25 protein-coding genes and 1 pseudogene are annotated in these 26,603 nt (G+C 62.6%); 7 read left to right on the forward strand and 19 right to left on the reverse strand.

The annotated features are described in order from the left end of the window. Position 1 precedes the first annotated feature (1 nt). The 6 genes from M0D65_RS31730 to M0D65_RS31755 form a co-directional block, all read right to left on the reverse strand. A complete protein-coding gene (locus tag M0D65_RS31730) occupies positions 2–1,321 on the reverse strand; it encodes a FecR domain-containing protein (protein WP_266256028.1) in 1,320 nt (439 codons plus the stop codon). A 107-nt stretch (positions 1,322–1,428) separates the two neighbouring features. After that, positions 1,429–2,127, reverse strand: a complete 699-nt coding sequence (locus M0D65_RS31735; protein ID WP_091006084.1) for a response regulator transcription factor — start codon at positions 2,125–2,127, stop codon at positions 1,429–1,431. 291 nt (positions 2,128–2,418) lie between these two features. Then, on the reverse strand, positions 2,419–2,880 hold the full coding sequence (locus M0D65_RS31740; RefSeq protein ID WP_266256003.1) for a hypothetical protein: 462 nt from the start codon (positions 2,878–2,880) through the stop codon (positions 2,419–2,421). Between the two features lie 1,105 nt (positions 2,881–3,985). Next, positions 3,986–5,038 (reverse strand): lipase secretion chaperone, encoded by a 1,053-nt coding sequence (locus M0D65_RS31745; protein ID WP_266256004.1) that lies wholly within the window; start codon positions 5,036–5,038, stop codon positions 3,986–3,988. Between the two features lie 3 nt (positions 5,039–5,041). Further along, on the reverse strand, positions 5,042–6,133 hold the full coding sequence (locus M0D65_RS31750) for a triacylglycerol lipase (RefSeq protein ID WP_266256005.1): 1,092 nt from the start codon (positions 6,131–6,133) through the stop codon (positions 5,042–5,044). 106 nt (positions 6,134–6,239) lie between these two features. Continuing rightward, positions 6,240–7,178 carry an AraC family transcriptional regulator gene (locus tag M0D65_RS31755; RefSeq protein WP_266256006.1) on the reverse strand — a complete coding sequence of 313 codons (939 nt, stop codon included), beginning with the start codon at positions 7,176–7,178 and terminating at the stop codon, positions 6,240–6,242. 196 nt (positions 7,179–7,374) lie between these two features. Here M0D65_RS31755 and M0D65_RS31760 point away from each other — a divergent pair, with 196 nt between their 5' ends. Further along, positions 7,375–8,268 (forward strand): NAD(P)H-binding protein, encoded by an 894-nt coding sequence (locus M0D65_RS31760; protein ID WP_266256007.1) that lies wholly within the window; start codon positions 7,375–7,377, stop codon positions 8,266–8,268. A gap of 39 nt (positions 8,269–8,307) precedes the next feature. Here M0D65_RS31760 and M0D65_RS31765 read toward each other — a convergent pair whose 3' ends face one another. From M0D65_RS31765 to ribA, 3 genes are all read right to left on the reverse strand, one after another. Next, positions 8,308–8,994: a Fe2+-dependent dioxygenase gene (locus M0D65_RS31765; RefSeq protein WP_266256008.1), complete on the reverse strand. Its 687-nt coding sequence runs from the start codon at positions 8,992–8,994 to the stop codon at positions 8,308–8,310. A 111-nt stretch (positions 8,995–9,105) separates the two neighbouring features. Further along, positions 9,106–11,448: a TonB-dependent siderophore receptor gene (locus M0D65_RS31770; RefSeq protein WP_266256009.1), complete on the reverse strand. Its 2,343-nt coding sequence runs from the start codon at positions 11,446–11,448 to the stop codon at positions 9,106–9,108. Positions 11,449–11,842: 394 nt separating this feature from the next. Beyond that, complete coding sequence (gene ribA / locus M0D65_RS31775) at positions 11,843–12,487, reverse strand: GTP cyclohydrolase II (protein WP_091006066.1); 645 nt, start codon at positions 12,485–12,487, stop codon at positions 11,843–11,845. Positions 12,488–12,682: 195 nt separating this feature from the next. Here ribA and M0D65_RS31780 point away from each other — a divergent pair, with 195 nt between their 5' ends. Further along, positions 12,683–13,123, forward strand: a complete 441-nt coding sequence (locus M0D65_RS31780; protein ID WP_266256010.1) for a CBS domain-containing protein — start codon at positions 12,683–12,685, stop codon at positions 13,121–13,123. Positions 13,124–13,431: 308 nt separating this feature from the next. On the opposite strand, the gene M0D65_RS31785 is transcribed toward M0D65_RS31780, so the two are convergent. Next, positions 13,432–13,770 carry a DUF4148 domain-containing protein gene (locus tag M0D65_RS31785; RefSeq protein ID WP_266256011.1) on the reverse strand — a complete coding sequence of 113 codons (339 nt, stop codon included), beginning with the start codon at positions 13,768–13,770 and terminating at the stop codon, positions 13,432–13,434. Positions 13,771–14,020: 250 nt separating this feature from the next. Next, positions 14,021–14,671: a DNA-3-methyladenine glycosylase gene (locus tag M0D65_RS31790; protein WP_266256012.1), complete on the reverse strand. Its 651-nt coding sequence runs from the start codon at positions 14,669–14,671 to the stop codon at positions 14,021–14,023. A 322-nt stretch (positions 14,672–14,993) separates the two neighbouring features. Here M0D65_RS31790 and M0D65_RS31795 point away from each other — a divergent pair, with 322 nt between their 5' ends. Continuing rightward, complete coding sequence (locus M0D65_RS31795; RefSeq protein WP_096723567.1) at positions 14,994–15,383, forward strand: BON domain-containing protein; 390 nt, start codon at positions 14,994–14,996, stop codon at positions 15,381–15,383. Positions 15,384–15,459: 76 nt separating this feature from the next. On the opposite strand, the gene M0D65_RS31800 is transcribed toward M0D65_RS31795, so the two are convergent. Then, positions 15,460–16,614 (reverse strand): acyl-CoA dehydrogenase family protein, encoded by a 1,155-nt coding sequence (locus M0D65_RS31800; RefSeq protein ID WP_091006051.1) that lies wholly within the window; start codon positions 16,612–16,614, stop codon positions 15,460–15,462. Between the two features lie 185 nt (positions 16,615–16,799). On the opposite strand from M0D65_RS31800, the gene M0D65_RS31805 reads away from it, so the two are divergent. Continuing rightward, positions 16,800–17,891: a calcium:proton antiporter gene (locus tag M0D65_RS31805; RefSeq protein WP_266256013.1), complete on the forward strand. Its 1,092-nt coding sequence runs from the start codon at positions 16,800–16,802 to the stop codon at positions 17,889–17,891. Positions 17,892–17,915: 24 nt separating this feature from the next. Here M0D65_RS31805 and M0D65_RS31810 read toward each other — a convergent pair whose 3' ends face one another. The 3 genes from M0D65_RS31810 to M0D65_RS31820 are packed head-to-tail and all read right to left on the reverse strand — an operon-like array spanning position 17,916 to position 19,815. After that, positions 17,916–18,791 carry a LysR substrate-binding domain-containing protein gene (locus M0D65_RS31810; protein ID WP_266256014.1) on the reverse strand — a complete coding sequence of 292 codons (876 nt, stop codon included), beginning with the start codon at positions 18,789–18,791 and terminating at the stop codon, positions 17,916–17,918. 56 nt (positions 18,792–18,847) lie between these two features. Further along, positions 18,848–19,318 carry an RES family NAD+ phosphorylase gene (locus tag M0D65_RS31815; protein ID WP_266256015.1) on the reverse strand — a complete coding sequence of 157 codons (471 nt, stop codon included), beginning with the start codon at positions 19,316–19,318 and terminating at the stop codon, positions 18,848–18,850. Continuing rightward, positions 19,315–19,815 (reverse strand): antitoxin Xre/MbcA/ParS toxin-binding domain-containing protein, encoded by a 501-nt coding sequence (locus M0D65_RS31820; RefSeq protein WP_266256016.1) that lies wholly within the window; start codon positions 19,813–19,815, stop codon positions 19,315–19,317. The genes M0D65_RS31815 and M0D65_RS31820 overlap by 4 nt, the downstream gene beginning before the upstream one ends. Before the next feature lie 191 nt (positions 19,816–20,006). Here M0D65_RS31820 and M0D65_RS31825 point away from each other — a divergent pair, with 191 nt between their 5' ends. Both M0D65_RS31825 and M0D65_RS31830 read left to right on the forward strand, forming a co-directional pair. Then, positions 20,007–20,774, forward strand: coding sequence for an amino acid ABC transporter permease (locus tag M0D65_RS31825; protein ID WP_266256029.1), 768 nt, complete (start codon positions 20,007–20,009; stop codon positions 20,772–20,774). Continuing rightward, positions 20,771–21,427 (forward strand): amino acid ABC transporter permease, encoded by a 657-nt coding sequence (locus M0D65_RS31830; protein WP_266256017.1) that lies wholly within the window; start codon positions 20,771–20,773, stop codon positions 21,425–21,427. Before M0D65_RS31825 ends, M0D65_RS31830 begins: the two co-directional genes overlap by 4 nt. Positions 21,428–21,512: 85 nt before the next feature. Here the strand turns inward: M0D65_RS31830 and M0D65_RS31835 are convergent, their stop codons facing one another. From M0D65_RS31835 to M0D65_RS31845, 3 genes are read right to left on the reverse strand one after another with little or no spacing between them, the layout of a single operon-like run. Then, positions 21,513–22,811 (reverse strand): cytochrome c, encoded by a 1,299-nt coding sequence (locus M0D65_RS31835; RefSeq protein ID WP_266256018.1) that lies wholly within the window; start codon positions 22,809–22,811, stop codon positions 21,513–21,515. 12 nt (positions 22,812–22,823) lie between these two features. Then, entirely contained in the window at positions 22,824–25,073 is a 2,250-nt protein-coding gene (locus tag M0D65_RS31840; protein ID WP_266256019.1) for a xanthine dehydrogenase family protein molybdopterin-binding subunit, read from the reverse strand. A 1-nt stretch (position 25,074) separates the two neighbouring features. Then, the gene (locus M0D65_RS31845) at positions 25,075–25,530 is read right to left on the reverse strand and encodes a (2Fe-2S)-binding protein (RefSeq protein WP_266256020.1); all 456 of its coding nucleotides are present in this window, start codon (positions 25,528–25,530) and stop codon (positions 25,075–25,077) included. 344 nt (positions 25,531–25,874) lie between these two features. Between M0D65_RS31845 and M0D65_RS31850 the strand changes: the two genes are divergently transcribed. After that, positions 25,875–26,267: a hypothetical protein gene (locus M0D65_RS31850; RefSeq protein ID WP_266256021.1), complete on the forward strand. Its 393-nt coding sequence runs from the start codon at positions 25,875–25,877 to the stop codon at positions 26,265–26,267. A 124-nt stretch (positions 26,268–26,391) separates the two neighbouring features. Here M0D65_RS31850 and M0D65_RS31855 read toward each other — a convergent pair. Then, positions 26,392–26,603 (reverse strand): annotated as a pseudogene (locus tag M0D65_RS31855) (microcin ABC transporter ATP-binding protein); the annotation flags it as partial.

Genomic DNA, 26,603 nt, shown 5'->3' on the forward strand with positions numbered 1-26,603 from the left:
ATCAGCGGGCGAGTGTGAACGAGCGGACCGAGCTGCCCTTTGCATAGAACTTGCCGTTCTCGAACTGCTCGGCGATCACGGTCCAGTAGTAGACGCCCTTCGGCAGGTCGCTGATCACGATCTGGCCGTTCGTCAGGTCGGGGCGGTCGATGATCGGATCGTGCAGATCGGCGGAACCGGCGAGCACGAAGCGGAACCGGGTCGGCACACCCTGGCGGCCGACGAACCAGCGGAATTCGTAATCGTGTGTGCCGGCGCGTTGCGCGGCGGATGCGGTCAGCCCGAGCTGACGACGCTCGAACGCGTAGACCTGCGGCAGGCCCTGCAGACCGTTGACGTCGATACTCGATACGCGTACGAAGTACGTGCCATCCGGCACGTCGCCAAACGATGCCTTCGGTTCGCCTACGCGCTGGTCGCGGATCATGTCGAGCAGATCGGCATCGCGCGCGATCTGTACCCGGTAGCCGCGGGCGCTGGCCGACGGCACGACGTCGAACACGACGTCTTTGGCATCCTGGATCTTGCCGGGATCGGCAACAGCCGGCGGTGGCAGCAACTCGACCGGACCGCCTACGGCACCGCTCGCATGCGTGACGCTACCGAAGTGCGCGGGCACGAGTTGCGAGGAGGCGTTGAGTGGAACGCCCGGCGCGCGCGGTGCTGTTGCCGCGGAATCGACGCCAACCGCGCCGTCGAGCACTTCGACCGCCGTCGATTGATCGGCGCGATCGTAACTCACGCGAAACACCGTCCCGCGCACACCGGCCACCACCGAAGGCGAGCGGATCTGGAAGCGATCGTCTTTCTTGACCGCGTGTGTCACCTCGCTGTCGACTTCGCCATGCCGCAGATCGATGACGCGATCGTTGACGCCGGTCAGCACGGTCTGACGCAGCGAGCCGATATCGATCTGGCTGTTCTGCGGCACCGACAGATGCGAGCCGTCGGCCAGTTCGAGCGTGGCGAAGCCGTTTGGGCCGGTGCGCAGGTGATCGCCCTCGCCGAGCGTCATGTCGGTGGCAAGCGGCGTGTAGGGACTGTTGCCGGACGCATGCTCGGCGGGACCGCTCGTCGCAATCACGCGGGCCGACATGCGCTCCTGCTTGAGCAACGCAACCGGCAGACGCAACTGCATCCCGGCCGGCAAACGACGCGGCGCGGGTACATGGTTCAGGCGGGTCAATGCTTTCCAGTCGCCTGGATCGCGTAGATAGCGCGCGGCGATTTCATAGAGCGTATCGCCGGCTTTCGTGACGTAAGGGGTCGTGGCCTGGGCCGTGGAAGGCTTCGGCTTTTGTGCGGCGGCGGGTTCCGACAGCAACCCGGACGTGGCAACCAAACACGCGAGCGCAAACGGCAACGCCCGCCGGCGCAGCCGCAACGGCGGCACTACCGGTGTGATTGAAGTCACGGCTGACGCACTAGTCACGCATCCCCCTTCTCTATCCGCTCCAGGCGGTAACCATAACCGTAAATCGGTGTGAGCCGATAGCCATTCTCCGGACGCAACCCGAGCTTCGCGCGCAGCATCGACACGTGCGTGTCCATCGTGCGCGACGGAATCTCGGTAGCCTGCTTCCAGATCACGTCGAGAATATGTGCACGCGACAGCGGCCGGCTCAGATGCTGGAACAACAGCAGCGCCAGATCGAACTCCTTCGCCGTCAGCGCGACCGATGTGCCTTTCACCTGCACCTGTTTCGCGCTCGCATCGAATTCGTACTCGCCGAATACCTCTTTGGCCGCCACCGAGTTCAGGTGATACGCGCGCCGCAGCAGCGAGCCGACACGCGCTAGCAGCACACCTGCCGGCACCGGCTTCACGACGTAGTCGTCGGCACCCGTGTTGAGCATCGACGTAATGTCGGTTTCGCGGCTGCGACTCGTCATGAACAGCACCGGCAAGCGCTCCGACAGACTTTGCCGGACCCAGCGCAGGACTTCGTCGCCGGACATGTCGGGCACGTTCCAGTCGAGCACCAGCAAGTCGAAGGTCTGGCGGCGCAACTGTTTCACGAGCGCTCGCCCTTCGGCAAACGCGTGGCAAATGTGCCCCGCCGCCGACAACGTCGCACACACAAAATCGGCCTGAGCCGGATCATCATCCAGAACTGCAATTCTCATAAAACCCCGCAGCGCAACAATGTTCGTCGGATCTGGATAGCTTCGTTGCCGGCCGATGCGATATGCACCAGAAGCAACGCTATTGATCGATCATCGACAAAGCGCCGGACACCTCAAGATGATTCCGTACAGCGAGGTATCCAGTCCATCGTGCACGCAGGGCGACATGTCGGCCATGTCGCCCTGCGTTTGCGATCGGGGCTTTCATCATAATCGAAAAACAGCCATCCCCTTACGGATGCGCTGTATTCGCATCCGGCTTTGTGGCTTTCCGGCTCGCGGGCGAGCCGCCTACTCTCTCTCAGGTTCCGGCCCGGGCGTAGCCGGGCTCTCTCTTTCAAGCTGCAGACGCGGGGCCGGGTCGGAGACGCCCGACGCGGCCGTCGAATTCGATACATCGCTGGCGGGCGTCCTGACCTGCAGTGCCGCGTCCAGGTGGATGCGTACGTGCTCCCAGGCGGCGTGCGCGTAGTCGGGTTGCTGCGCCGCCCATTGCTGCGCGAGCGCGAAAACGCGCTGCGTGGTCGCGGCGCAGTGTGTCAGCGCGCCCGCTTCAGGCACCGCCGATGCACGCAGCAGCTCCGCAAGCCACGGCATGTCGTTCGCGCACGAATCCGCGTATGCCTCGATTGCGGCACGCGCGTGAGCATCGGTCGACGGATCCAGTTCGACGCGCTGCAGGCGGCGTTCGGTCTTGCGCGACCGCTCGCTTGCCCTGAGCGGAAGACGGGTCGTGCCAGGTCTAAAAAGCATCCCTTTCCCTGCGTAAGGACAACATCCCTTCTTCCTGTCGTTGCCTGCTTCGCTTGCAGGTTTCACGTGCCGTCGTCACAGCGATATGCGCGCAATCGTGAAAACTTTTAACAATCGACGAGTATAAGAAGGGCCCTGGATTAAATCGTTTAAGGATTGTCAGATGACGGATTAAACCTGCGCGCAGGTATCGACGTAGCGGCATCGCGTTCGATGTCGCTACGTCGGATTCCTGTCGTGCCGGTACCGTCTGGTTGGTCTCTTCGCGCGGTCCCGCCGCGGGGCGCGCGATGGAGCGCGCCGCTTTGATCGTGCGCCCGCTGTTGCGCGGGCGCCCCTTCCCTTGCTTCATGCCGGTCTGTTCGCCGGATGGCCCCGCCGCCTCGTCCGAGTATTCTGGTGCTGCTCGCAACTGCTATGTTCTTGTGTCCTGCCGACGTCTTCCTGCAACCTCGCAAAAATGCGACGGCGACAACCTGTCAGGCACTTTCGCTGCATCGGGCGTCGCATCCGGATTTCCGGTGTCGCACCCAACGCGTGCCTGCGCGCTGCCATCGTGGCTGAGCTGGACGGTGACGCTGCATGATCTCCCCTCGTAGATCACGCGCACCCCATCGACTATGACGTCCGCCCGGACGTTGCTCATGCCCGCCGACTACGCACCTGCCGTTGTCGCCGTCGCCGCAATCGGGATCTTTTGCACAGCCGTCCCGCCTCCCCAAAAGCCTGGCGAACTCCGATCCGCTCTTGTTCTCCCCGAGCGCCGACTTCTCTTGCGAGCGTCAGCTTTCGCCCCGTAGCGATTGTCCGTTGCTGGTACCGCTAAATCGAACCTGGCCCGTGTGCTAAATCTGGCGATTACCACACACGTCATTCAGTACCGCAGCGTGTGAATGTATTTTCGAGATATCTCGGAAAAACTACTGTCATGGATTGTTAAATTTCGGCTTTTAAAATGTTAAGCAAAGTTAAAACGCCGGGAATGGCCCGTTGTGGGGCATGGATTGAGGTGTTAAGCCATGGGTGGCTCTCGAGCGGGCTAGTACACGGCTCGAAAATCGATGGTCAATGCGGGAAATTGAGTGAAGAGTCGAGCCGCTAGCGCTCAGCCGCCTGCGCCCCGATCCAGCGACGCCGCGCGCAATGCATCGCTAGGCCGTGTGAAAAACCGCTGCCGTAGTTGAGCGATCTGCGCATCGCGATCCTGCGGCGCAAGCCCCCGCTGATCGATCTGCGCCCGCTGCGCCGCATAGTCGGCGTAGCGCGCCTGCCATGCCTGCTCGTCCTGCTCCATCTGCACGACGCGTGCGGCCGCCTGCGGACCGAGCGTCTGCGTGACCTGTGCGCGCATCGCATCGAGCGAGGTGCCCTGCTTCTGCATCTGCGCGATCGCGTCGATCGATGCCTGTTGTTGCTGCACGCGCTCGCGTATCGCGCGTTCGGCCGGCGGTAACGCGGCATCAAGCACGGCGTCGAGCGCGGCAAGCCGCGCGGCTTTATCGGCAGCGCTCAGCGACGGGTCCGATGCGATCCGCAGCCGCGCAAGATCGTTGCGCTGCTGCTGTAACTCGGTACCGAAGAACGGCGCGCTCCATTCGCCCATTACACGTGAGGCAAGCAACGAACGTTCGTCGAGTACGAGATGCATCGCGTCGAGATCCAGCTTGCCGCCGGGCGTTGCGGCCGGTTGTGGCAGTTGATCGAGTGCGGTGCGGTATGCCGAGTAGCGCTGCCACGCGTCCACGGCTTCGTCGGCAGCGGGTGTGCCTTCCAGCTGGATCTTGATGTAGCGGCGTACGAGTGCATCGAGCGCCTGGGCCGAACGCTCGCTGGTCGCGCTCAGAAAGTAATCGAAGAAGTCGCGGACCGCACGGCTATGCGCCAGATGGCCACCGGCTTCGAGCGGCAAACGCGGCGGCGACGATCCTTGCAGCGAATCCGGCAACGCATTCAGCGTCGACTGCGCCGCCGCAACAGCCGGATCGACAGCGGCGAATTGCGTCGTACGAGACTGGTCCGCAAGCGCCGCGTCACGCGCGCGATGCCCGCGATGTGTTGTCGAATCGAGCCAGAACGCCGCAGCCGCTGACGCCGCGAGCGCGGCGACAACGAACCATGTCCTGCGCGTGCGGACGCGTCGCTCATGCGCGAGCGCCATCGGTCAGACACCTTGCTGCATCAGCCGATTGGCGTGAGTGCGCAGCACAGCGACCGGATCGGCAGCATTGGCACCGAGTACCCCGAGCAACTGATTGATCTCGTCGAGATGGTTCCACTTGTAGGTCGTGCTGATCACCTGGCCGTAAAGCGCGCTGCATACCGACACGACCCCGTCGTTCGGACCGGACTGACGACCGATCATCACGGTACCGGTCGCATACAGCACGGGCGTCGAGATATCGAGCACCTCCGCGCTGTCGGCAACCCCGACGCTCGTGTCGACCGCACCGGTCACACCGAGTACCGTCACGGGCTGGATCGCGCTGCCCGCCCACGAGTACAACAGGTGTGTGTTGCCGTTCACGGTTTCGCTGGGAGCGCCTGTCTGGCACGAGCCCGGTGCACCAAGTCCCGCGCTCGGATAAAGCGTGTTGTAGTTCGCGGTGCTTGTCGTCGTTAGCGCATTCAGCGCAGCGATCGCGTCCTGGTTCGTGTTGTGCGTGCTACTCGTGAGCGCGCCGAAAATGTTCGCAAAGGTTGCGATGATCGGCGTAGACAGTCCGGTTGGATCGCTCTGCAATGCCTGCTGTACGAAGTCCGCGAACTCGGAGCCGCGATGCGGCGTGCCGATCGTCGTGACCGACGCAACGAGTTCGGGCGCGACGGCTGCGACGTAGCGTGACGTGAGACCGCCCTGGCTATGGCCGATCAGATTGACCTTGGTTGCTCCGGTAGCCGCCAGCACCTGCTTCACGTACGCCAGCAACTGCTCGCCACGGCCATTGGGTCCGACGTCGCTTTGAAAGCCCGATAGATTCGCGACATACACGGTCGCGCCGTGCTGTTCGAGATCGGCCTGCATGCCGTACCAGTAGTCGACCACATCGGCGAATTTGTCGGTACCGGCGAGACCATGCACGAGCACGATCGGATAGCGGGTGGTAGCGTAGCTGTCGGTTGCGGCCGAGGTTGCGGCAACGGCCGGAGCGATGCTCGCAGGGACACCGAGCGTGAGTAACGCAGCGAGCGACGCATTGCCCAGCGCGGCAGCAAGCGCCCAGGCGGCAACACGAGAACCTTTTGATTTCGGCATATGACGGTCTCCGGTGCGAAGTCGGCGTATTTAGCACTCGAAGCGATCACATGAGCAATAGTGTGCGAACTCCACGCCAGTTCGCGCTGCCCCGCACGCAAACTGCTTAACGCGACTGCAGCAAAGACGTCGTTGCGACGCGCTCACCGTTGTTCGACGATTCTGCAATGCGCATCGCATGTTTCGTCGATTTGACGAGCTCACGCGGTGTCACGTTGAGCAGGCGCATCATCCAGTGCGCCATGTGGCTCTGATGCGCGAAGCCGGTGTCGAGCGCGACCTGGCTTGCAGACAGCTTGCCTTGCAACAGCAGCATGCGGGCCCGTTCGACACGTCGTTGCACGACATAGCGATGCACCGGCATGCCGAGCGTCTCGCGAAACAGCACCTTGAAATGCGGCACGCTGAGTTCGGCGAGCGCAGCCAGTTCGGTCAACGTAAGGCGCTGATCGAGATGGCTTTCGATGTAGTCGATCAGCCGCGCCGCCGTGCGTGGCGCCAACGTGCGACGCCGTTCGACGAGTGCCGGTGCCCCGTGCGTCAAACGCACGAGCATCGCAGTGCAAAGGCTTTCCGCGTACAGCGGGTCGGATCTGTCGTCGGCTTCGAGCTCGGCGCGCAGCGCCCACGCGAGATGCTGGAAGCGCGGATCGCGCATCTGGAAACGCGGCTCGATCTGTGCGCTCGACGCGGACACACCGAGTTGTTCGAACGTCGTGCGCGCGAACTCGCTGCCGATCCATATCCGCAGAATCGTGCAATCGGCTTCATCGGTCCACTCGCCGTCGAGCCCGGCCGGAATCACATCGGCGTCGCCATGCGCCTGGATGCGCGACGAGCGTCGACCGTCGCACATACAACGGGCCTTGACCGGCGCGCCGACGTGCACACCCACACGATGATGCAAGCTCGGCGGGACCCGGTGCAGGCCAGCTGGAACGGCGACCAGTTCCGCGCCGAAGCCCTTCCAGCCACGGCCGGAACTGGAGCGCAGGCTCGCTTGCGGGTTCGAATGGGGTAACGGGTGTGGCGTGGCGGAGGTCATCGCGGGTCCTTGCACAGGAGCGGGTCTGCGGCCATTGTGCTGCGTTTCGAGTCGTTTTGCATGACGCCGCCATATCGCGCGATCCGCGCCCGCGAGAATCGTCATCCAGATCTGCGCACCGCGATCCGCGTCTGCGCGCGGTGTGCGGCTACCGTGTCTACGATCGCTTCATCGTCAGACAGACAAGGAGCAGACCGTGTATGTGATCTTTGGAGCTTCAGGCAACGTGGGCCGCGCCAGCATTGCCGCGCTGCGACGCGCAGGCAAACCGGTTCGGGCTGTTGTGCGTCACGCGCAGCAAGGCGAACCGTTCGCGCAGCTCGGCTGCAGTGTCGCGTTCGCGGACTTGAGCGACAGCGCTTCGATCGCGCAGGCACTGGAAGGAGCGACCGCGGTACAGATGCTTTGCCCGGTGCCGCAGGGCGACCCTCATCCCGAACGCACCATGCGCGGCATGATCGACGCTGCGACGACCGCACTGCGTGCGCACCCGCCAGCGGTTCTGCTCGCGCTATCCGACTACGGCGCGCAGATCGAGCAAGGCACCGGCATCACGATGCTGTTTCACTACCTCGAAACGCAACTAAAACCGCTCGCTGGATCGAGGACACGGCTCATCCTGCTGCGGGCGGCCGAGCATATGCACAACTGGAATCGCGTGATGCCTGTGGCGCTGGCAACCGGTCAGTTGCCGAGTCTGCATCATCCGCTCGACAAGCGGTTTCCGACGGTCGCGGCCCAGGACGTTGGGGAGCTCGCGGCGGAACTTCTGCTTGAGGAAAACGCAGCAGCAGCGCCGTTGCGTATCGTGAGTGTAGAAGGTCCGCGACGCGTCGACGCATATGGCGTTGCGAGCGTATTGAGCGAAGTCAGCGGCCGCCCGGTCACAGCACGTGAACTACCGCGCGACGCATGGACCGCCACCCTGTTGCGTGGAGGACTCAGCGACGGGCACGCGCAACTGATCGTCGATCTGTACGACGCGCACAACGCGGGGCACATCGATATCGAAGCCGGAGTGGGCGAACAGCGCTTCGGTGCAACGGAACTCGCGCAGGTTTTCGCCGCTAGCCAGCAGGACAAGGCTTAGCCGGGGACCGATGGACCGGGAGAATGTGCATGACGCGGCTCACAGTTCCGACCAGCGGCGCAACAGGTTGTGATAGTGATTCACGAGCCGATGCACCGCGGGGTGCTCATCGCCCATCTCGCTGCGGATCGCCATGATCGCGCAGTCGAGCTCATACAGCATCGTGCGGCTCGTCTCGTCCTTCACCAGCGATTGCGCCCAGAAGAACGAGGCCCACCGGCTGCCGCGCGTCACTGGCGTCACACGATGCAGTGTCGAAGCCGGATAGACGATCATGTGGCCGGCCGGGAGCTTGATCGAGCGCTCGTCGTGCGCATCGTCGATCACGAGTTCACCGCCCTCGTATTCGTCTGGTTCTGAGAGAAAGATCGTGCTCGATACGTCCGCGCGCATGCGCGCGCCGCCCGTGCCAGGTACAGACTGAATCGCATTGTCGACGTGCATTCCGAACGTCATGCCCACGTCGTAGCGGTTAAAGCGTGGCGGCAGCACGCGCAACGGAAGCGCCGCCGAATGATAAGTCGCATTGCCGCCCAACGCGTTCAGAATCAGCTCGCCCAGTTCGCGCGCCTCCATACTTTCGGACGGAATCTGCAGATTGTTCTTGAATTTCGCCGCGAGGTCGCCGGCAGTCAGACGGCCATCGACCCACTGCGACGCTTCGAGCACCTGGCGGCAATGCCTGACCTGGGCAGACGTGAGCACATCGGGGATCTGGATGAACATGAATGGAGCCCTTGTAAAGACGCGCATGCGTACACCATGCGCAGACCGTGTACGCCGTTCCCCGCGTTGTTGCTCAAGCAAAGATGCTGCCGCGTGGCGCTTGCCCAACGATCAGAACTTTGCGCCTGCGCTTAGCAGGAATGTGCGTCGCGAAGCCGGCACAGCGCGCGACGTACTGAACGCCGACTGATAGTTCAGGTGATCAGTCAGGTTGTACAGGTTGAGCGAGATGCGATACGGTCCCTGCTCATAGCCGACCATGCCGTCGAGCGAGAAGTTCTCGGGCACACGCGCCGTATTCGCAGAATTCACCCAGTATCCCGATGCATATTGCAGGCCGCCGCCAACCGTGAGCCTGCCCGGCAGCGGTATCAGCAAATGCGGCACGAGGTAGCTCGTCCACACCGTCATGTTGTTGTTCGATACGCCCGGCGCCGTCTTGCCGATCGACGTCGCGGCGCTCGCTTCGTTGACGATACCGTTGAGGTACGCATAAGCGATGTTTGCCGACCAGTTTTCCGTGATCCGGCCCGACAGCCCCAGCTCGACACCGCGAATCCGATAGCCTTCGCCATTGTCCGAAAAGCCTGGACTGAGCTCGCCTGTGTCCGGCTCGATCGCGTACGAGCGCGACTTGCGCGTCTGGAACAAGGCTGCCGTCACGCCAAGACGCTTGTTGAGGAAGTCGAGCTTCGTGCCTACTTCGACGGTGTCCGAACGCTCCGGCACGCTGTCGACGCCATTTGTCGGCACTTCCGACTGCCTGCCGCCCACAGCGAGCGCAATGTCGGTGCCGATCGGGCGATAAGTACGCGAGAACGACGTATAGAACATAGCGTCTTTCGTCGGCTCCCAGATCGCCGAAATACCCGGACTGACTTTGCTGGAACTGGCTGTACCGCCCGTCAAGGATGCAGCGCTCGTCCAGTACTTGCTGCGGAAATAGTCCCAGCGCAGATTGCCGAGCAGCGAGAACTGCTGCGTGAGCCAGATGCGATCGTTGGCGAATACGCCGATATCCGAAGATTGCGCATCGCGCGTCGTATTGCCATAACTGAGCGACCATCCGGGCGGCATCTGATATTGCGGATTGACCACCGTCTGATTGTTCACGCGCCCCGTCCACGTGCCCTGGTCGCGATGGTCGCGTTGATAGTTCATATCCAGCCCGAAAACAGCGCGATTGCGAAACGGTCCAAGATTGAATTCGCCCTTCGCGGTGGTCACGTTCTGCACGCCGAGGCCGCGCTGAAGATACACCACGCCGCCGTCGGCACCATAGGGAAGCGCGAGATTCTGGCCAGCCAGCAGTTTCTTGAGGTTGGAAGAACTGACCGCCGCCGGATGCGTCGACGAAAAGTCGCGCTCGTAGAATGTGAAACGCGTGTCGTTGTCGATCTGGATGCCGTTATCGAGCTTCTTTGTGAACAACGAGGAAACGATATGTGTGTCGCTCTTGTCGCGATCGGTATTGCGGACATACGACGTCGAGGAATCGAGGCCCGGAACGTTGTATTCGAGTATCGGCCGGTAGAAGCCGTCGGCGCCCTGGGCGGTCGGCATGCCATAGTCCGGCACGCCGTCGCGGCGCAGATACGAATAGCCGAGGTGCCACTCGGTATGAGTGCCGATACCCGTGCCGAAATCGATCGCCACGCCGGCGCGATTGTCCTTCACGTTGTCGCGATCGGGCGTATTGCCGTTCTGGTACATACCGTTCACGCGCACGGCGGTCGTGTCGCCTAGTTTGATATTGCTGTCGACGGTCGTACGGTAAGTCGAGCCCGAACCGCCGCTCTGATCGATGCTTGTCGCACTCTTGAGCCTGGCCTGCTTCGAGGTCTGGTTGATCAGGCCACCGATGCTGCCCACACCGAAGCTGTCCCCCGACGGCCCCTTGATGACCTGCACGCTCTCGGTGTCGAAGCTGTCGCGCCTGTACGCACCGAAATCGCGCAGACCGTCGATATAGATATCGCCTTTGGCCGACAGGCCACGAATCTTGAACTGGTCGCCATTCTGGCCGCCATTGCCTTCCCCGGTTGCGATCGTGATCCCCGGCACGTTCTTAAGGATCTGCTCGAGCGAAGTCGCTTTCTGCTGCTCGATCAGTTCGTGCGGGATGACGTTGACGGTCTGTGGCATCTCCTTGACCGTATCCGCGAGACGTGCAATGCCGGTAGAAAATTCGTTCGTATTAGCTGGCGTCTTCGCCGTAATCGAGATAGCGGGAAGCGCACCGCGTTCTGACGCGTCGGGAGCCACGTTGGAATGAACCACCTTCTGCCCGCTGCCCTGCGTCTTTGCCCGCCCGTTTCTGGAGTCCTCATCATCGGAGACCCGCTCCTGTGCGAACGCCGTTTGGGGCGTCGACGCAAGCGTCAGTGCGACCCCTGCGGTGGCGGCTCCGGAAACGATCCGGCGAATCGCGAACGAAATGACTTTCTGCTTCATCAAACAACTCCAGTTCTTCTGACTCACGTGACAATCTGTAGGAATCCGTACTTTTTGAGACAAACGATCGTCCCGGCCGATCACTCGCAATCAAAATGAAAGGAATAATGTAGGGTTTTGTTGCCGATTTGTAAACGATTCTTATTTGCAATCCAGTGGCGGATACGCTTATAGGAAGCTACGCAGACGGAGTTCGCCTGGTTACAGGAAGGTCGTCGGGGGGAATCGATCGTCAATCGCGCAGGGACGATCGTGAGAGAAAGGCCGTGTGCGGCTGTGGCACAGGCAAAGTTGCGCACGCGAGCGACGCGCGAGCTTGAACTCCGCGCGTGTGGTCCCGCAGGTTCCGTACGCGGCTGAGTTCAGGCCCAGCCTACTCTTCAGCAGTTCTGGATCACTCGTTCTCGTCGAAGTAATGCCCAAACTTGGCTTGCTTCGTGCGGATATACCGCTCGTTTTCCTCGCGCATCGGGATCGCGAGCGCGACCCGTTCGCAAACCGGAATGCCATGCGCCGACAGCGAATCGAATTTCTTCGGGTTGTTGCTCATCAAGCGCACTGACGTCACTTTCAGCAGACGCAGGATGCCGGCCGCCGAATCGTATTCGCGAGAATCGTCAGGTAAACCGAGATCGAGATTTGCCTCGACCGTATCGCGCCCCTGCTCCTGCAGCGCATAGGCGCGGATCTTGTTGCTCAGACCAATGCCGCGCCCTTCGTGGCCACGCAGATAGAGCAGCACGCCGCGACCCTCGGCGGCGATATAGCGCAACGCGAGATCGAGTTGTTCACCGCAGTCGCAGCGGTACGAGCCGAGCACGTCGCCAGTCAGACATTCCGAATGCAGGCGTGTCAGCACCGGCTGCTCGCTCTCGACGTCGCCCATGACGAGTGCGAGATGTTCCTCGCCGCTATCCTTGACGCGAAACACATACGACCTGAACGTGCCGTAGCGCGTGGGGAGCGTGGCGGTAGCGTCGAGAACGACGCATTCTCCGTCTGGGCAGTCGACGGGCGGCGGTGTGTGAGGCGTGGGCATGGCGTTGTGCTGTGGTGCTGACATAAGCCCGTGAACCACCGGGGATAAAGTTGGGAAGTGGAGTTTACCGCTAATCGGCATCGCGCATCGGATGGCGCGCGACGCGCGCGACGCTCCCGCTTATACTGGATCTGTCTGTCCCTCACAACGGCGCGTCACACGCTGGCGTGCTGCACTGCGAAACGGAGCCGCCCCATGTCTAGCGTTGCCCAGGTACTCAAGTCGAAGCAGGACAATAGCGTCTTCACGATCTCCGCGTCGGATTCCGTCTACAACGCCATCAAACTGATGGCGGACAAGCAGATCGGCGCGCTGGTCGTCACCGACGGCGACGCGATCGCCGGCATCGTCACTGAGCGCGATTACGCCCGCAAGGTCGTGCTGATGGAGCGCTCGTCGAAGGAAACGCTGGTGCGCGAGATCATGAGCAAAGCGGTACGCTTCGTGCGTCTCGACCAGAGCACTGACGAATGCATGGCACTGATGACCGATCACCGCATGCGTCATCTGCCGGTCATCGATCAGGAGAAACTGGTGGGCATGGTGTCGATCGGCGACCTGGTCAAGAACATCATCGCTGATCAGCGCTTCACGATCCAGCAGCTCGAGCAGTACATCTCGGGCGAACACACCTGAGCACGCCTGAGCGCACAGATGATACCGCCATCGCCTGTCTGCGCGACACGCCGCAAAAAAAGCCCAAGCCGTGAGGTTGGGCGAAGCTACCTTGCGGCAGCGGAGGTTCTTGAGCTTGTATCCGCAGCGGATTCGTACGTTATGGCGAACGAATCCGCTGCCGTGCATGTTGGGTTGGCGCGCATGCTTCGCGCATCGCCCCGCCGCTCGAGACACCGGTCAACCGGTGCCTGGTCCGTCGGCGGGTGCTGCCTTTCTCTGCCAGGTCGCGGCCCGCATGTAATGCACGCTAGCCGCGACTACCCCGATCAGTTACCGAAGTAGATCGAGCGTTGCGGCGTCGTCGGTGCTACAGCGCCGGACTGCGACGAACCGTTGGTCGATGCACCGTAACCGCTTGTATCGGCCACGCTCGCGCCTGCCTGTGCCGTGCCGTTTGATTCAGCGATGCGATGTTCGGCAGCCTGAATGTTGGCGGGGTACTGGGCGTCGCTCGATTGCGCCGGGTTGTAGCCATTCTGTTCGAGTTGCAGCAGTTCGGCGCGGACCTGCGAGCGCGACACCGGCGCATCGACTTCCTGGGCGAACGAAGCGACCGGCACGGCGAGAACGCTGGCGATGAGTGCTGCCTTGATGAACGTCTTCATGATGATTACCTCCAGATGTTTTTTTGCTGTGCTCCCCACACCATGTGTGAAGCCAGTGAGTTCAGTGTAGGAGGCTCATCATCAAGGGAAAACCCTTAAATGAAAGAAACATAGTTGCAGAATCTGGAAGAATGCTCGACGCATGGGTAATCCAGTCCGATCGAAAGACTGGGTTCCGTAATAATTGCAGGGAGATCGAAAAGTGCTCGCGGCAGTGCTCATGCCTCGCCGTATCGAATGCATCAGTCCTTCACTTGCCCGCATCGTCGCCAGCAACGAACCCCGTCAACAGCTTGCGCGGTCCGCTGACAAACGGGCTACCCGCTTCGTAAAAACGCAGCAGCCGGTGCATTTCCCGCGACAAACCGATCCGTTTCGTCGCCGCGACCTCGCGTTGTTGCGCCTTGTCCGTCCACATCGCGCCGATCCAGAGTCCGCGCCCCGTGCAGAGATCGACACCGTCGAACGACGGACCAATCGCAAACGCCATCGTCAAACGGCCCGGGCCGCGTGCGAGATCGAGCAGTTTGATGCCGGGTCGGCGTGCCTGCATCGCAGCGATCCCTTCGAGTGGTTCGACCGCGCGGATCAGAATGCCGGCCCCGATGTCCTCCAGCTCGCTGGACATATTGAGCATGTATGAAAGCCCGTAGGTCAGCCGCACGTATGCATGGCCGCGCGCGAGAAACATCGAGCCGTTGTGTGGGCGACGACCGGCAAACGCGTGACTGGTCGAGTCGCCAAGCGGGTATGCCTCGGTCTCGACAATCCGTCCGCTCAGCCGGCCCTCGGGCAGATCGTGCACGAGGTACTTGCCCACCATGAAGCGAGCGAGTTCGACGGTATCGATGGGCAGGTCGTCGCGGGTCAGTGCGACCAGAGGAAGCGAGGCAACAGTCATACGGAGCGTGAGAGGAACGGGATGAATGAACCGGTGAAGGCAACGCGGCACGGCGCGCACCGTCGGTTTTGCGAAAACACGTAGTGCAGCGCAACTTCAACTCATCGTTGCATCAATTGGAGTATCTTTACTTCCAGCCGTCGTCGGCAAACAATACAGCCCGACCGGCACGCAGGCGCACCGCGCCGCGTGAGTATCCGCAGCGCATCATCGCAGGACCCGCAGTAGAGTCCCGTCAACGGTTTGATCCGCGGTTTTCCAGCAGTGTAGTGCACCGGCCCGAACGGGGGCCATCGCCATGCATGACAACAGGAGAGAGCAAATGAAGGCAACTCAGGCAATCAAGATCGTCGGCAGCGCACTCGTCGTACTGGCTTCGCTGAATGTGTATGCGCAATCGAGCGACGCGACCGCCCCGGCGGGCACGATGGCCGCACCGGCTACGACGGCCGCACCCGGCGCAACGAAGGCCGAGAAGAAAGCAGTCAGAACCGCCAACCGCGCACTGCAACGCAAGGTGCGTAATGCACTGACCAAGGCAGGCGGCATCTCGATGGCGAACATCACGGTGCGCGCACGCGGCGGCGACGTCGTCCTGCAAGGCTCGGTGCCCGAGCAGGCGCAGAGCGACACGGCCACGCAGACTGCCCAGGGCGTAGCTGGCGTAACGTCGGTGAAGAACGCGCTGTCGATCCGTCCGGAAGGTCAGTAAGCAGCAAGCCCCGCCATACGATGGCGGCAGCCGCCCTTCGTCATGAAGGGCGGCGTTTCATAACAGTCGGCAGCGGTTACCCACCGAACGTGCGCAACACCTCGCGTGCGATCACGATCTGCTGGATCTGCGTCGTGCCTTCATAGATACGGAAAAGCCGTACGTCGCGATAGAAGCGCTCGATTCCGTACTCGCTCATATACCCCGCACCGCCGAAAATCTGCACCGCGCGATCGGCGACCCGGCCGCACATCTCGGTGGCAAACATCTTTGCGCACGAGGCTTCGCTCGTGACCCGCTCGCCCGCATCGCGACGTCTAGCCGCATCGACGATCATGCAGCGCGACGCGTAGATTTCCGCCTGGCTGTCCGCGAGCATCGCCTGGATGAGCTGGAATTCGGCGATCGGCTTGCCGAACTGCTTGCGCTCCATCGCATAACGTACGGCGTCGGCCAGCATGCGTTCGGCAGCGCCCGTGGCGACCGCGGCAATATGCAGGCGTCCTTTGTCGAGCGTCTTCATGGCCGTCTTGAAACCGACGCCCTCCTTTTCGCCGATCAGGTTCGCGGCCGGCACCCGGCAGTTATCGAAGATCACGTCGCAGGTATGCGCGCCCTTCTGACCCATCTTGCGATCGATCTTGCCGAGCGTCAGGCCGGGTGTGCCCGCCTCGACGACGAACGCCGAGATCGCGTCCGCGCCCTTGCCCGCGGGATCGGTGCGCGCCATCACGGTGAAGATGCCGGCCTCCGGCGCATTCGTGATGAAGCGTTTCGTGCCGTTTAACACGTAGTGGTCGCCGTCGCGCACGGCCGTGGTGCGCAGCGAGGCCGCGTCCGAGCCGGCCTCGGGCTCCGTCAGGCAAAACGAGCCGATCAGTTCGCCGGACGCGAGCCGCGGCAGATACCGCTCCTTCTGTTCAGGCGTACCGTCGAGCACGATACCCGTCGAGCCGATCCCGTTGTTGCTGCCGATCGCCGAACGAAACGCCGGCGACGTCCGGCCCAGTTCGACTGCGGCGAGCACTTCTTCTTCCATCGTCAGGCCGAGGCCGCCGTACTCTTCGGGAAGGCACAAACCAAACAGGCCGAGTTCACGCATTTCATCGAGCAACGCGGCGGGAATCTGGTCGGTTTCGGCGACCAGTTCCTCGTTCGGCACCAACCGCTCCCGGACGAAACGCGCGATGCTGTCGAGCAGCAGGTTCAATGTTTCCTGGCTACGAATCACAATGGCTCCTTCAGGACCTGCTTTAAGGGGTATGCAAATACAAGGATGAAAACGAAATATCTGTTTTATTTTAATATGATACGCAACTTTCTTGACATAATGGTTGAGCATTAGCCGCCGCGTTCCCGTGCACCGCGTATGGCAAGCTTTCCCCGCATTCTCGCTTACCGACCAGGACACTTCGCATGACAACGACCTCCACCATGCTGCCCCGCTGGACGATCGGCGTGCCGATCGCCGCATGGATCGTCCTTGCGGCGTCGCTTGCCGCCCCCGGCAACGGCTGGCTACTCGTGCTCATCGGCGTCGCGCTCGCGGGGTCGGTGTTCGCGGCCGTCCATCACGCCGAAGTCGTCGCCCATCGGGTCGGCGAGCCGTTCGGCACGCTCGTCCTCGCGATCGCCGTCACCGTGATCGAAGTCGCGCTGATCGTATCGGTGATGCTGAGCGCGGGCCCCGAAAAAGCAGGTCTCGCGCGCGACACTGTGTTCGCCGCGGTGATGATCGTCTGCAACGGCATTGTAGGGATCTGTCTGCTGGTGGGTGGCTTGCGGCATCGCGAGCAGGACTTTCAGATTCGTGGTGCGAATGCTGCGCTCGCCGTGCTGGCATCGCTGTCGGTGCTGACGCTCGTCATGCCCAACTATACGAGCACCGAACTCGGCCCGGTGCTGAGCCCCTCGGGGCTGGCCTTCGCGGGTATCTCGTCGCTGGTGCTGTATGGGGTCTTCGTGTTCGTGCAGACCGTGCGCCATCGCGACTACTTCCTCGCGGACAGCACCAACGTCGCCGATGAAAACGTGCACGCCGCGCCACCCACTGCCGGCGTCGCCGCGTTGAGCGGTGCGCTGCTGCTGGTCTGTCTCGTCGCTGTGGTGTTGCTTGCCAAGCTGCTGTCGCCGGTGGTCGAGCGTGCCGTACTCGGGGCGGGCGCGCCGGAGGCCGTGGTCGGTATCGTGATCGCTGCGCTGGTTCTGCTGCCCGAGGGGCTCGCCGCCGTACGCGCGGCGCGCGCCGACCGGCTGCAGACCAGTCTCAACCTTGCGCTTGGCTCTGCGCTCGCCAGTATCGGGCTCACCATTCCGACCGTCGCCGTTGTGTTCCTGTGGACCGGCCAGCCGCTCGCGCTTGGCCTCGGTGGCAAGGAAACGGTGCTGCTGTTTCTCACGTTGCTGATCAGTACGTTCACGCTTAGCACCGGACGCACCAATATCCTCCAGGGCGCGGTGCATTTGTCGCTGTTCGCGGCTTATCTGTTTCTGTCGGTTGCGCCTTAGCGCTGCGTGTTGCGTGCCGTGCGGCTACGACGCCCAGTGCGCCGCGATCCAGTCGTGAAAGAGCTTCAGTTTCTGCTGATGCGCGACGGCGTCCGGATAGACAAAGTAATAGCGGGCGCCGGTCGTCAGCACCGCATCGAATGGTCGCAGCAGGCGTTGCGCCGCGACGTCTTCTTCGATCAGCGCGAGATCGCTGATCGCCACGCCGAAACCCTGCAAGGCGGCGTTGGTCGCGAGATCGAGCGTGTCGAAACTTGGGCCGAGCGCCGCGTCGATGTGGCGGGCATCCACATAATCGAGCCACATTTTCCAGTCGCGATGATCGCGCGTCGGATGCAGCAGCGTGTGGCTCGCGAGGTCGGCAAGCACGGCGAGCGGCCGGTCGCGCAGCAGCTCGGGCGCGCACACCGGCGTCAGGCGCTCCTCGAATAGCGGCACGGCCTGAACGTCGACACCCGGCGACGTACCGTAGATGATCGCCGCATCGAACGGCTCCGCCTGAAAGTCGATGTCGTGCTGCCATGTCGTCGTGATCTGCACATGCAGGTCGGGATACTCAGCCTGGAACTGCGTGATCTTCGGCAGCATCCAGCGCATCACACAGGTCGGCATCTTCAGCGCGAGATCGGTGCGCTGGCGCGTGAGGCGCAACGAGATTTCCTCGATGCGCGCAAAGCTCTCCTTGACCGCGGGCAACAGCAGTTCGCCTTCGGCGGTCAGCGTGAGTCCCTTGGCGTGGCGTTTGAAGAGCGGGAAGCCGTAGTAGTCCTCGAGCGCGAGGATCTGCCGGCTGACTGCCCCTTGGGTCAGACACAGATGCTCCGCAGCGCGCGTGAAGCTGCGGTGGCGGGCGACCGTTTCGAAGATCTGCAGCGCGTTGAGTGGGGGAAGTCGGCGCATGGGTGGCGAACGCATCACGGGTCAGGAAAAATCATGCAGCAACGATCTTCGTCATCTCAACCGAACAGACGAGCGTCCAGCGAAAACAGTTCCTTGCTGACGACGCTAACACCCTTCATATCGGCATGCATCGGGTTCAGCAGGAGATCGAAATCGGTCGGGCACACCACCGACGGCACGCGCATCGCAAGCTGTTGTCCGCCCTCGAGCCAGCGCCGCCCGATCTCCACCGTCGACAGCGGATCGCGCGTGAGTTCAGCCCAACCCTCCGGCAATTCGGGAATGTACGCGTTATCGTACGCGCCGTCCGGAACCTCGAGCGTGACCAGAAAATAGCCACCGGCAGGCAGAAGACCCGCCAGATGGACGAGCGCCTCGAGCAGCGAGGTTGAAGCGTGACAGCAGGTGTACAGCACACGCATGCCGCGCGGATTCCAGCGCCCACCGGCAATTGCCGCGCCATTTCCGCTGATATCGTCCGCGAGGTAACGCCCGGGACGCTCCTTCGCGAGCCGGTACACCCTCATGCAGAGACACCGAAGGTGATGCGCATCAACAGGTCGCGCACCCGGTCGTAGCCCGGTTGCGAATCGAGTACTTCGAGCGGTTTCAATCCGCCCAGCTCGGCGTGCGGCCGCTGCAACCACTCTGCCGCCAGCGCATCGTCCTCGAACACCTGCGTCGCTTCTTCGAGCACGTAAAGCACGCGCGCGACCCGATCCGATTCGGCGCCGGACAGCCGCTCTTCCTTCGAAATCTTCCGCAAGATCGTCGAGCTCGGCAACCCGAGGCCAGCGAGTACCGTCTGCAACGGAATGTGGAGCAGTTCCTTTGCAATCCGCTCGACGATGATGGCGTCCATGCCCTCCCGGATCGTAAGACGTTGCTCCAGCGGATCCATCTTCCTGAACGTTTCGAAGTCGTGCGGCTGCGAGCCGAGCGCACCCGAGCCGACCAATGCCTTGCGGGCACGGGACGCTGCATGCTTTGCCGAAGCAAGCGCCAAGTGTGGTTGTGCAGTCATGGAGGTTTTTCTCATTTGGGTGTTTTGTGACTCTCATTCTAAAAACTTCTCAAATGGAAGTCAACGAATTCCCAAATGAGAATTTCTTGCCGTCGGATGTCGCGATCAAGTGCTGCGACGTCCGCGCACCGCTATTTCTGCAAATCTTTCTGGTCGAGTACAGTGGCTCGCCTCACGACGACTATTCCACGATGACCTATGCATTCGATTTCAGCGGCTTCGGCCTGTATGCCGGCATGCTCGTGCGCGGCGCGGGGGTCACGCTCGGCCTGACCGCGGTATCGACGGTGCTGGGCGGATTTGTCGGCGTGGCGGGCGCAAGCGTCGCGGTGTCCGGGCCGCGCTGGGCCCGCACACTGACCGCTGCGTACGTCGAGACGATCCGCAACACGCCGTTTCTCGTGCAGTTGTTCTTCGTGTTCTTCGGCCTGCCGAGCCTTGGCATTCATATCGACGAAATACAAGCCGCGATTCTCGCGATGACCGTCAACCTCGGCGCCTACGCGATCGAAATTGTCCGCGCCGGCATCGAGTCGATTCCGCGCGGCCAGGTGCAGGCCGCACACGCGCTCGGACTGCATGGCCGGCAGGTGTTTCGCCATGTCGTGCTGCCGCAGGCGCTCGCCAATGTGTTCCCGGCGCTGCTGAGCCAGGTGCTGATCGTGATGCTCGGCTCAGCGGTCGTGTCGCAGATCTCCGTGCCCGATCTGACCTACGCGGCCAATTTCATCCAGTCGCGCAACTTCCGTTCGTTCGAGAGCTACGTGATCATCACCGTGGTCTATCTGGCGCTATCGATCGTGTTGCGGCAGGTGCTGAGCAGGCTCGGTGGCGGGCTCTTTGCAGGGCGCGCGCCACGCGCTGCCTCCGGTACAACGGCTCGCCTGCATACGTGGTTCAGGTGGCGCAACAGCCGTGCGCATACGTCGCGCGCGCTGCCGACGGAGCGTGCCCAATGATCGAATTCACGCTGTGGGACATCGCCCGCAACCTGTTGCTCGCCGCACGCTGGACCATCCTGCTTTCGCTGATCGCATTCGTCGGCGGCGGTGCGGTTGGTTTCGCACTGCTCGCAGCGCGCGTATCGCCGTTCGCGTGGCTGCGGCGCGCGGTCGTGCTGTATGTGGAGTTGTTCCAGGGTACGCCGCTCTTGATGCAGTTGTTCCTCGCCTTCTTCGGTCTGCCGCTGATCGGTATCGAAGTGTCGCCATGGGTCGCGGCAACCGTCACGCTCACGCTCTACACGAGCGCGTATCTCGTCGATATCTGGCGCGGCTGCGTCGAGGCGGTGCCGCGCGGCCAGTGGGCCGCGGGAGCGAGTCTCGGCATGACGTTCGGCCAGCAGTTGCGCTACATCGTGTGGCCGCAGGCGCGAAAAATCGCCGTCGCGCCGACCGTGGGTTTTCTCGTGCAGGTAGTGAAAAGCACGGCGCTCACGTCGATCATCGGTTTCACCGAGCTCACGAAAACCGGCACGATGATTACTAACGCCGCGTTCCGTCCATTTCCGATTTACGGCATGGTCGCAGTGCTGTACTTCGCGATGTGTTTTCCATTGACCTGGTATGCCCGGGTGCTCGAGAAGCGTCAGAAGGTCGGGCAGCACCGGTAGCGCTAACCGCGTCTGTTACGGAGCTACGACCGGCCGCCCTATAACGCGGCGGCCGGCCACAGTACCGCTCAACTGCTACGTGCCGTTAGCGCGCAGCCTGCGTCGACTTGCGCAACTTCGCCACCTCATCAGCCGTGACAGCCGGCGCGTGATTATTCCACCCCGCGCGCACGAAGGTCAGCACGTCCGCGATCTGCTGATCGTTGAGCACCGGCGCAAACTTCGGCATCGGATACGCCGCCGGAATGCCTTGAATCACCAGGTCGCCCGTGCCGTTCAGCGTGACGTTGACGAGCGACGACGCATCCGCTTCCAGCACGTTCGGATTGCCCGCCAGCGGCGCTAGCAGCGGTGCGAAGGCGCGTCCGTCCACCCCGTGGCAATGCATGCAGTACGCGGTGTACACGCGTGCGCCCGCATCGTTCGCAGGGCGCGCAAGCGCCACCTTCGTCGCCTGTGCGTCATACGTATACGGCGCAGCGCCATTGCCGCCTGCCGGCGGCAGCGACTTCAGGTAACGCGCCATCGCGGTGGCATCGGGATCGGTCAGCGCCTGCGTGCTGTTGTTGATCACGCTCGTCATCGAACCGAACGCCGACGCATGCTGGTTCGCGCCCGTCTTCAGGAACTGCGCGACGTCCTGTTCCGACCACCTGCCGAGCCCGACGTTATGCTCGCCGGTCAGGTTCGCCGCGAACCAGCCGTCGAGTACACCGCCGCTCAGATACGCGCTGCCGGTTTCGTCGAGCGCCTTCTCCTGGAACGCGACGCCGCGCGGCGTATGACACGAACCGCAATGGCCGAGCCCCTGGATCAGGTACGCCCCACGATTCCACGCGACGTCCTTGCCAGTCTTGTCCTGGTAGACGCCCTTGTCGAGGAACACCATGTTCCAGAACATGAGCGGCCAGCGCATATTGAGCGGCCACTTGATGTCCGATTCGCGGTTCGCCTGCTTCACCGGTGCGACGCCGTGCATGAAGTACGCATAGAGCGCGCGCGTATCGTCGTCGTTGACCTTGGCGTACGACGGATAAGGCATCGCCGGGTACAGGTTGTGGCCGTCCTTCGCAACGCCCTCGCGCAGCGCCCGCGAGAAATCTTCCTCGGTGTAGTTGCCGATTCCGGTCTCCGGGTCGGGCGTGATGTTGGTCGTATAGATTGCGCCCATCGGCGTCGTCATCGGCAGGCCGCCGGCGAACGGCTTGCCGCGCGGCGCCGAATGGCACGCAATGCAGTCGCCGACCTTCGCGAGATAGGCACCGCGCTGCACGAGCGCATCGTCGGCGGTGGCCGCGGCGGGTTGGCTCGGTGCCTGAGCGTGGGCCAGCGCCGCATACATAGCGAAGACAGCCGCGCTCACAAGCTTGAGTGTGCGATTCATGTCTGTCTCCCGTTATGCGGTCTTGAGCTGCGCGCCAACCGGCAAGTGCCGCAGCCGCTTGCCCGTCGCCGCATAGATCGCATTCGCCACCGCCGGCGCCAGCGCGGAGGTGCCGGGCTCGCCGATACCTCCAGGCGCTTCGGCGCTCTTCACGATATGCACCTCGATTTCCGGCGCCTGATCGATACGCAACATCCGGTAGTCAGTGAAGTTGTTCTGCTGGACGCGCCCCTCTTCGATCGTGATCTCGCTATACAGCGCCGCCGTGATGCCGAAGATAATGCCGCCCTGCACCTGCGCTTCGATCGTGTTCGGATTGACGACCATGCCGCAATCGACCGCGCACACAATGCGGTTCACCGTCACCTCGCCCTGATCGACTGTCACGTCCGCAACCATCGAGAAGAAGCTGCCGAACGCATGCATCACCGATACGCCGCGCCCCTGCCCCTTCGGCACGGTCGTCTTGCCCCAGTTGGCCGCGTTGGTGGCGACATCGAGCACGTTGAGCGCACGCGGCGATTTACCGAGCAGATCGCGCCGGTACTTGACGGGATCGACCTTGGCCTGCGCCGCCAGCTCGTCGATGAAACTCTCGACGACGAACGTGCCGCGCGTCGGCCCCACGCCGCGCCAGAACGCGGTCGGCACCGCGTGCGGCTCCTGGCGCACGTAGTCGACCAACTGGTTGGGCAGATCGTATGGGAGATCGGCGGCCACCTCGACCGCGTCTGGATCGAGACCGTTCTTGAACGCGGGCGGCGCGAAGCGCGCCATGATCGATGAACCGACGATCCGGTGCTGCCACGCGACCGGTTTGCCGTTTGCGTCGAGCCCCGCCGAAATCGCATCGTAGTAATACGGGCGATACATGTCGTGCTGGATGTCTTCCTCGCGCGTCCACACCACCTTGACCGGCACGCCGAGTTGCTTGCCGACCTTCAGCGCCTGCGTGATCGCGTCGGTTTCGAGCCGCCGCCCGAACCCGCCGCCGAGCAGATAGTTGTGCACGACGATCTTCTCCGCCGGCAGCCCCGTCACCTTCACGCCGGCGTCGACTGCGCGCGTCGGCACCTGGGTGCCGACCCAGATCTCGCAGCTACCCGGTTGCACGTGCACCGTGCAGTTGATCGGTTCCATCGTTGCGTGCGCAAGGAACGGCTGCTGATAGACCGCATCGATGCGCGTCTTCGCATTCGAGAACGCGTTAGCGATATCGCCTTCCTTGCGCGCGACCGCACCGTTGTGCTGCGACGCCTCTGCGAGATCGGCGACGATCTGCTTCATCGACAGATTGGCGCCTTCGCCTTCGTTCCATTTGATGTCGAGCGCCATCACGCCGCGTTTGGCGGCCCATGTGTGGTCGCCGATCACGGCCACCGCATTGTCGATCTTCACCACCTGACGCACACCGGGGATCTTCTTCGCGTTCGTATCGTCGACGCTCGCAAACGTGCCGCCAAACACCGGGCAATTCGCGATCGCTGCGTAGACCATGCCAGGCAGCCGCACGTCGAGCCCAAAAACGGCGGTACCGTCGACCTTCTCCGGCGAATCGAGCCGTTTGGCCGGCGTGCCGATCAGCTTGAAATCGGCGGGCTTCTTGAGCGGGACGTCCTTCGGCACCGACAGCTTCGCAGCCGCACCGACGAGCTGGCCGTAGGCCACGTTACGATTGCTCGCCGCGTGGATTACCTGGCCATTTTCCGCGTGGCACGACGCCGGATCGACCTGCCATTGCTGTGCCGCGGCGCCGATCAGCAGCACACGGGCGGTCGCGCCGGCACGGCGCATCGGTTCCCATGCGTAGCGGATCGACGTCGAACCGCCGGTCAGCTGGCCGCCTAGCAGCGGGTCCATGAAGAGCTTTTCGTCGGGCGGCGCGTGATCGATCGTGACGCTGTCGAGCGGCACTTCGAGTTCTTCGGCGATCAGCATCGGGATCGATGTGTACACGCCCTGGCCCATCTCGACCTTCGGGATCACGAGCGTGATCTTACCCGCCGTATCGATCTGGATGAACGCGTTCGGCGCGAACACGCCGCTCTGCGCGTTTTCGTTGCCGTCGCCGCCGATCACGGTCTTGCGAAGTGCGGCGGTACCACCCTGGCTGGCCGCCGGCAGGCTGAAACCGAGCAACAGGCCACCGCCGGTCGCTACGCCAACCGTCACACCGAATTTGAGGAACGTGCGGCGCGTGATGCGCGACCCGTCGGTCGCGCGTGATGCGCCGTTCTGCGCATCGAGCAGTCCTTGGGACATGTCACGCCTCCTTCGCAGCTTGTTTGATCGCTGCGCGGATGCGGTTATAGGTGCCGCAGCGGCAGATGTTGCCCGCCATTGCCGCATCGATATCCGCGTCGGAAGGACTGGCGTTCTGCGCGAGCAGCGATGCCGCCGACATGACCTGCCCGGACTGACAGTAGCCGCACTGCACCACGTCGAGCTGCCGCCACGCCTGCTGGACTTTCTTGCCGGCCGGCGTGTCGCCGACCGCTTCGATCGTCGTGATCTTGCGGTCGCCAACGGCTGCCGCCGGCAGTACGCATGAACGAACCGCTACGCCGTCCAGGTGAACCGTACATGCGCCGCATTGCGCAATACCGCAGCCGAACTTGGTGCCGGTCAGACCGATCAGGTCGCGCAGCACCCATAGCAGGGGCATGTCGGGAGGCGCGTCGACGGTATGGGTCTGACCGTTGATGGTGAGCGTTGTCATGGGCTGCTCCGGTTGTGGGGTTGTTGTTTATTGATCGTGAGTCGAGGGTGGGTCGACTGTCTTGCTGGCCGGTTTGTACGCCGGCACGACATAAAATGCAGTGACTCGCTCAATCTATTCTGCGAGAGACGCCAATAGACCTTGATACAGTGAAACGATCCGGCTGTTGAAGCGCACACTGCCCGGTAGACCGCCGGTGCAGAAGAGGTGCGATGATTGTAGCGCTGCGGGAAAAGCGGCGTCGATGGATATTGCAGTTGTAGTGGCGGCGACTGGAACCATATATAGGGCGAGCCCACGATTAGCCGTTAAACCGTTTCGATCTATCCGCATGGAGCCGAACCATGAACGAAGCACAAGCCATCCAGTTTCTGTCGGACGTGCGCAAGCCGCTGCTCGCGCTGCACAAGTCGATCCTCGATCACGAGCGCGCGGCGTATGAGCAGGAGTTCGGTCCCGCTACGCCGGCTGCGTTCCTGCAGGTGTTGATCAATGGGTCGGGGTTTCGCTGGTTGTCGGCGCTGTCGACGACGATCGCGAACGTCGATGAGGTGCTCGACGACGACAAGGCTACCGAGGCGGATCGCATCGCCGCGGCGCAGTCCGTTGGTGCGCTCTTTTCGGCGGATACGCCGAACAACGCGTTTCTTGAGCGCTATCTGCCGTTACTGCAGGCGAGCCCGGCGGTGCTGCATGAGCATGGCCGGGTTGCGCAGGTGCTGCGGGGTCTTGAATGATGGTGGTGCATTGACGCTGGGGCTGCGCTTCGATCGTGAAACGCAGCGCCCTCCTGGAAGTGCTCACCTTGATCGTGATCGGCGGCGAGTACTCCGTTACCAGGCCCAGGTCCTTCGTCACGCTTCACGACAGGTTGATCAGCGATGACGCCAGCAACGACTGTGTATAGGGATGCGACGGTGTGCGCAGCACATCGAGCGTATCACCGGATTCGACAATGCGCCCCGACTTCATCACGATCACACGATGCGCCATCGCGCGCATCACCGCCAGATCGTGTGTGATGAACAGATAGCTCAGCTGGTACTTCTTCTGCAGTTTCGTCAGCAGGTTCA

Origin of the sequence: Paraburkholderia sp. CHISQ3, from assembly GCF_030464945.1 — a bacterium.
Taxonomy (GTDB): Bacteria; Pseudomonadota; Gammaproteobacteria; order Burkholderiales; family Burkholderiaceae; genus Paraburkholderia; species Paraburkholderia megapolitana.

Excerpts from the sequence above, each read along its gene's own strand:
- M0D65_RS31735 (WP_091006084.1), bottom strand. The coding sequence starts at position 2,127 with ATGAGAATTGCAGTTCTGGATGATGATCCGGCTCAGGCCGATTTTGTG.
- M0D65_RS31740 (WP_266256003.1), bottom strand. The coding sequence starts at position 2,880 with ATGCTTTTTAGACCTGGCACGACCCGTCTTCCGCTCAGGGCAAGCGAG.
- M0D65_RS31745 (WP_266256004.1), bottom strand. The coding sequence starts at position 5,038 with ATGGCGCTCGCGCATGAGCGACGCGTCCGCACGCGCAGGACATGGTTC.
- M0D65_RS31750 (WP_266256005.1), bottom strand. The coding sequence starts at position 6,133 with ATGCCGAAATCAAAAGGTTCTCGTGTTGCCGCCTGGGCGCTTGCTGCC.
- M0D65_RS31755 (WP_266256006.1), bottom strand. The coding sequence starts at position 7,178 with ATGACCTCCGCCACGCCACACCCGTTACCCCATTCGAACCCGCAAGCG.
- M0D65_RS31765 (WP_266256008.1), bottom strand. The coding sequence starts at position 8,994 with ATGTTCATCCAGATCCCCGATGTGCTCACGTCTGCCCAGGTCAGGCAT.
- M0D65_RS31770 (WP_266256009.1), bottom strand. The coding sequence starts at position 11,448 with ATGAAGCAGAAAGTCATTTCGTTCGCGATTCGCCGGATCGTTTCCGGA.
- ribA (WP_091006066.1), bottom strand. The coding sequence starts at position 12,487 with ATGCCCACGCCTCACACACCGCCGCCCGTCGACTGCCCAGACGGAGAA.
- M0D65_RS31780 (WP_266256010.1), top strand. The coding sequence starts at position 12,683 with ATGTCTAGCGTTGCCCAGGTACTCAAGTCGAAGCAGGACAATAGCGTC.
- M0D65_RS31785 (WP_266256011.1), bottom strand. The coding sequence starts at position 13,770 with ATGAAGACGTTCATCAAGGCAGCACTCATCGCCAGCGTTCTCGCCGTG.
- M0D65_RS31790 (WP_266256012.1), bottom strand. The coding sequence starts at position 14,671 with ATGACTGTTGCCTCGCTTCCTCTGGTCGCACTGACCCGCGACGACCTG.
- M0D65_RS31795 (WP_096723567.1), top strand. The coding sequence starts at position 14,994 with ATGAAGGCAACTCAGGCAATCAAGATCGTCGGCAGCGCACTCGTCGTA.
- M0D65_RS31805 (WP_266256013.1), top strand. The coding sequence starts at position 16,800 with ATGACAACGACCTCCACCATGCTGCCCCGCTGGACGATCGGCGTGCCG.
- M0D65_RS31810 (WP_266256014.1), bottom strand. The coding sequence starts at position 18,791 with ATGCGCCGACTTCCCCCACTCAACGCGCTGCAGATCTTCGAAACGGTC.
- M0D65_RS31815 (WP_266256015.1), bottom strand. The coding sequence starts at position 19,318 with ATGAGGGTGTACCGGCTCGCGAAGGAGCGTCCCGGGCGTTACCTCGCG.
- M0D65_RS31820 (WP_266256016.1), bottom strand. The coding sequence starts at position 19,815 with ATGACTGCACAACCACACTTGGCGCTTGCTTCGGCAAAGCATGCAGCG.
- M0D65_RS31825 (WP_266256029.1), top strand. The coding sequence starts at position 20,007 with ATGACCTATGCATTCGATTTCAGCGGCTTCGGCCTGTATGCCGGCATG.
- M0D65_RS31830 (WP_266256017.1), top strand. The coding sequence starts at position 20,771 with ATGATCGAATTCACGCTGTGGGACATCGCCCGCAACCTGTTGCTCGCC.
- M0D65_RS31835 (WP_266256018.1), bottom strand. The coding sequence starts at position 22,811 with ATGAATCGCACACTCAAGCTTGTGAGCGCGGCTGTCTTCGCTATGTAT.
- M0D65_RS31840 (WP_266256019.1), bottom strand. The coding sequence starts at position 25,073 with ATGTCCCAAGGACTGCTCGATGCGCAGAACGGCGCATCACGCGCGACC.
- M0D65_RS31845 (WP_266256020.1), bottom strand. The coding sequence starts at position 25,530 with ATGACAACGCTCACCATCAACGGTCAGACCCATACCGTCGACGCGCCT.
- M0D65_RS31850 (WP_266256021.1), top strand. The coding sequence starts at position 25,875 with ATGAACGAAGCACAAGCCATCCAGTTTCTGTCGGACGTGCGCAAGCCG.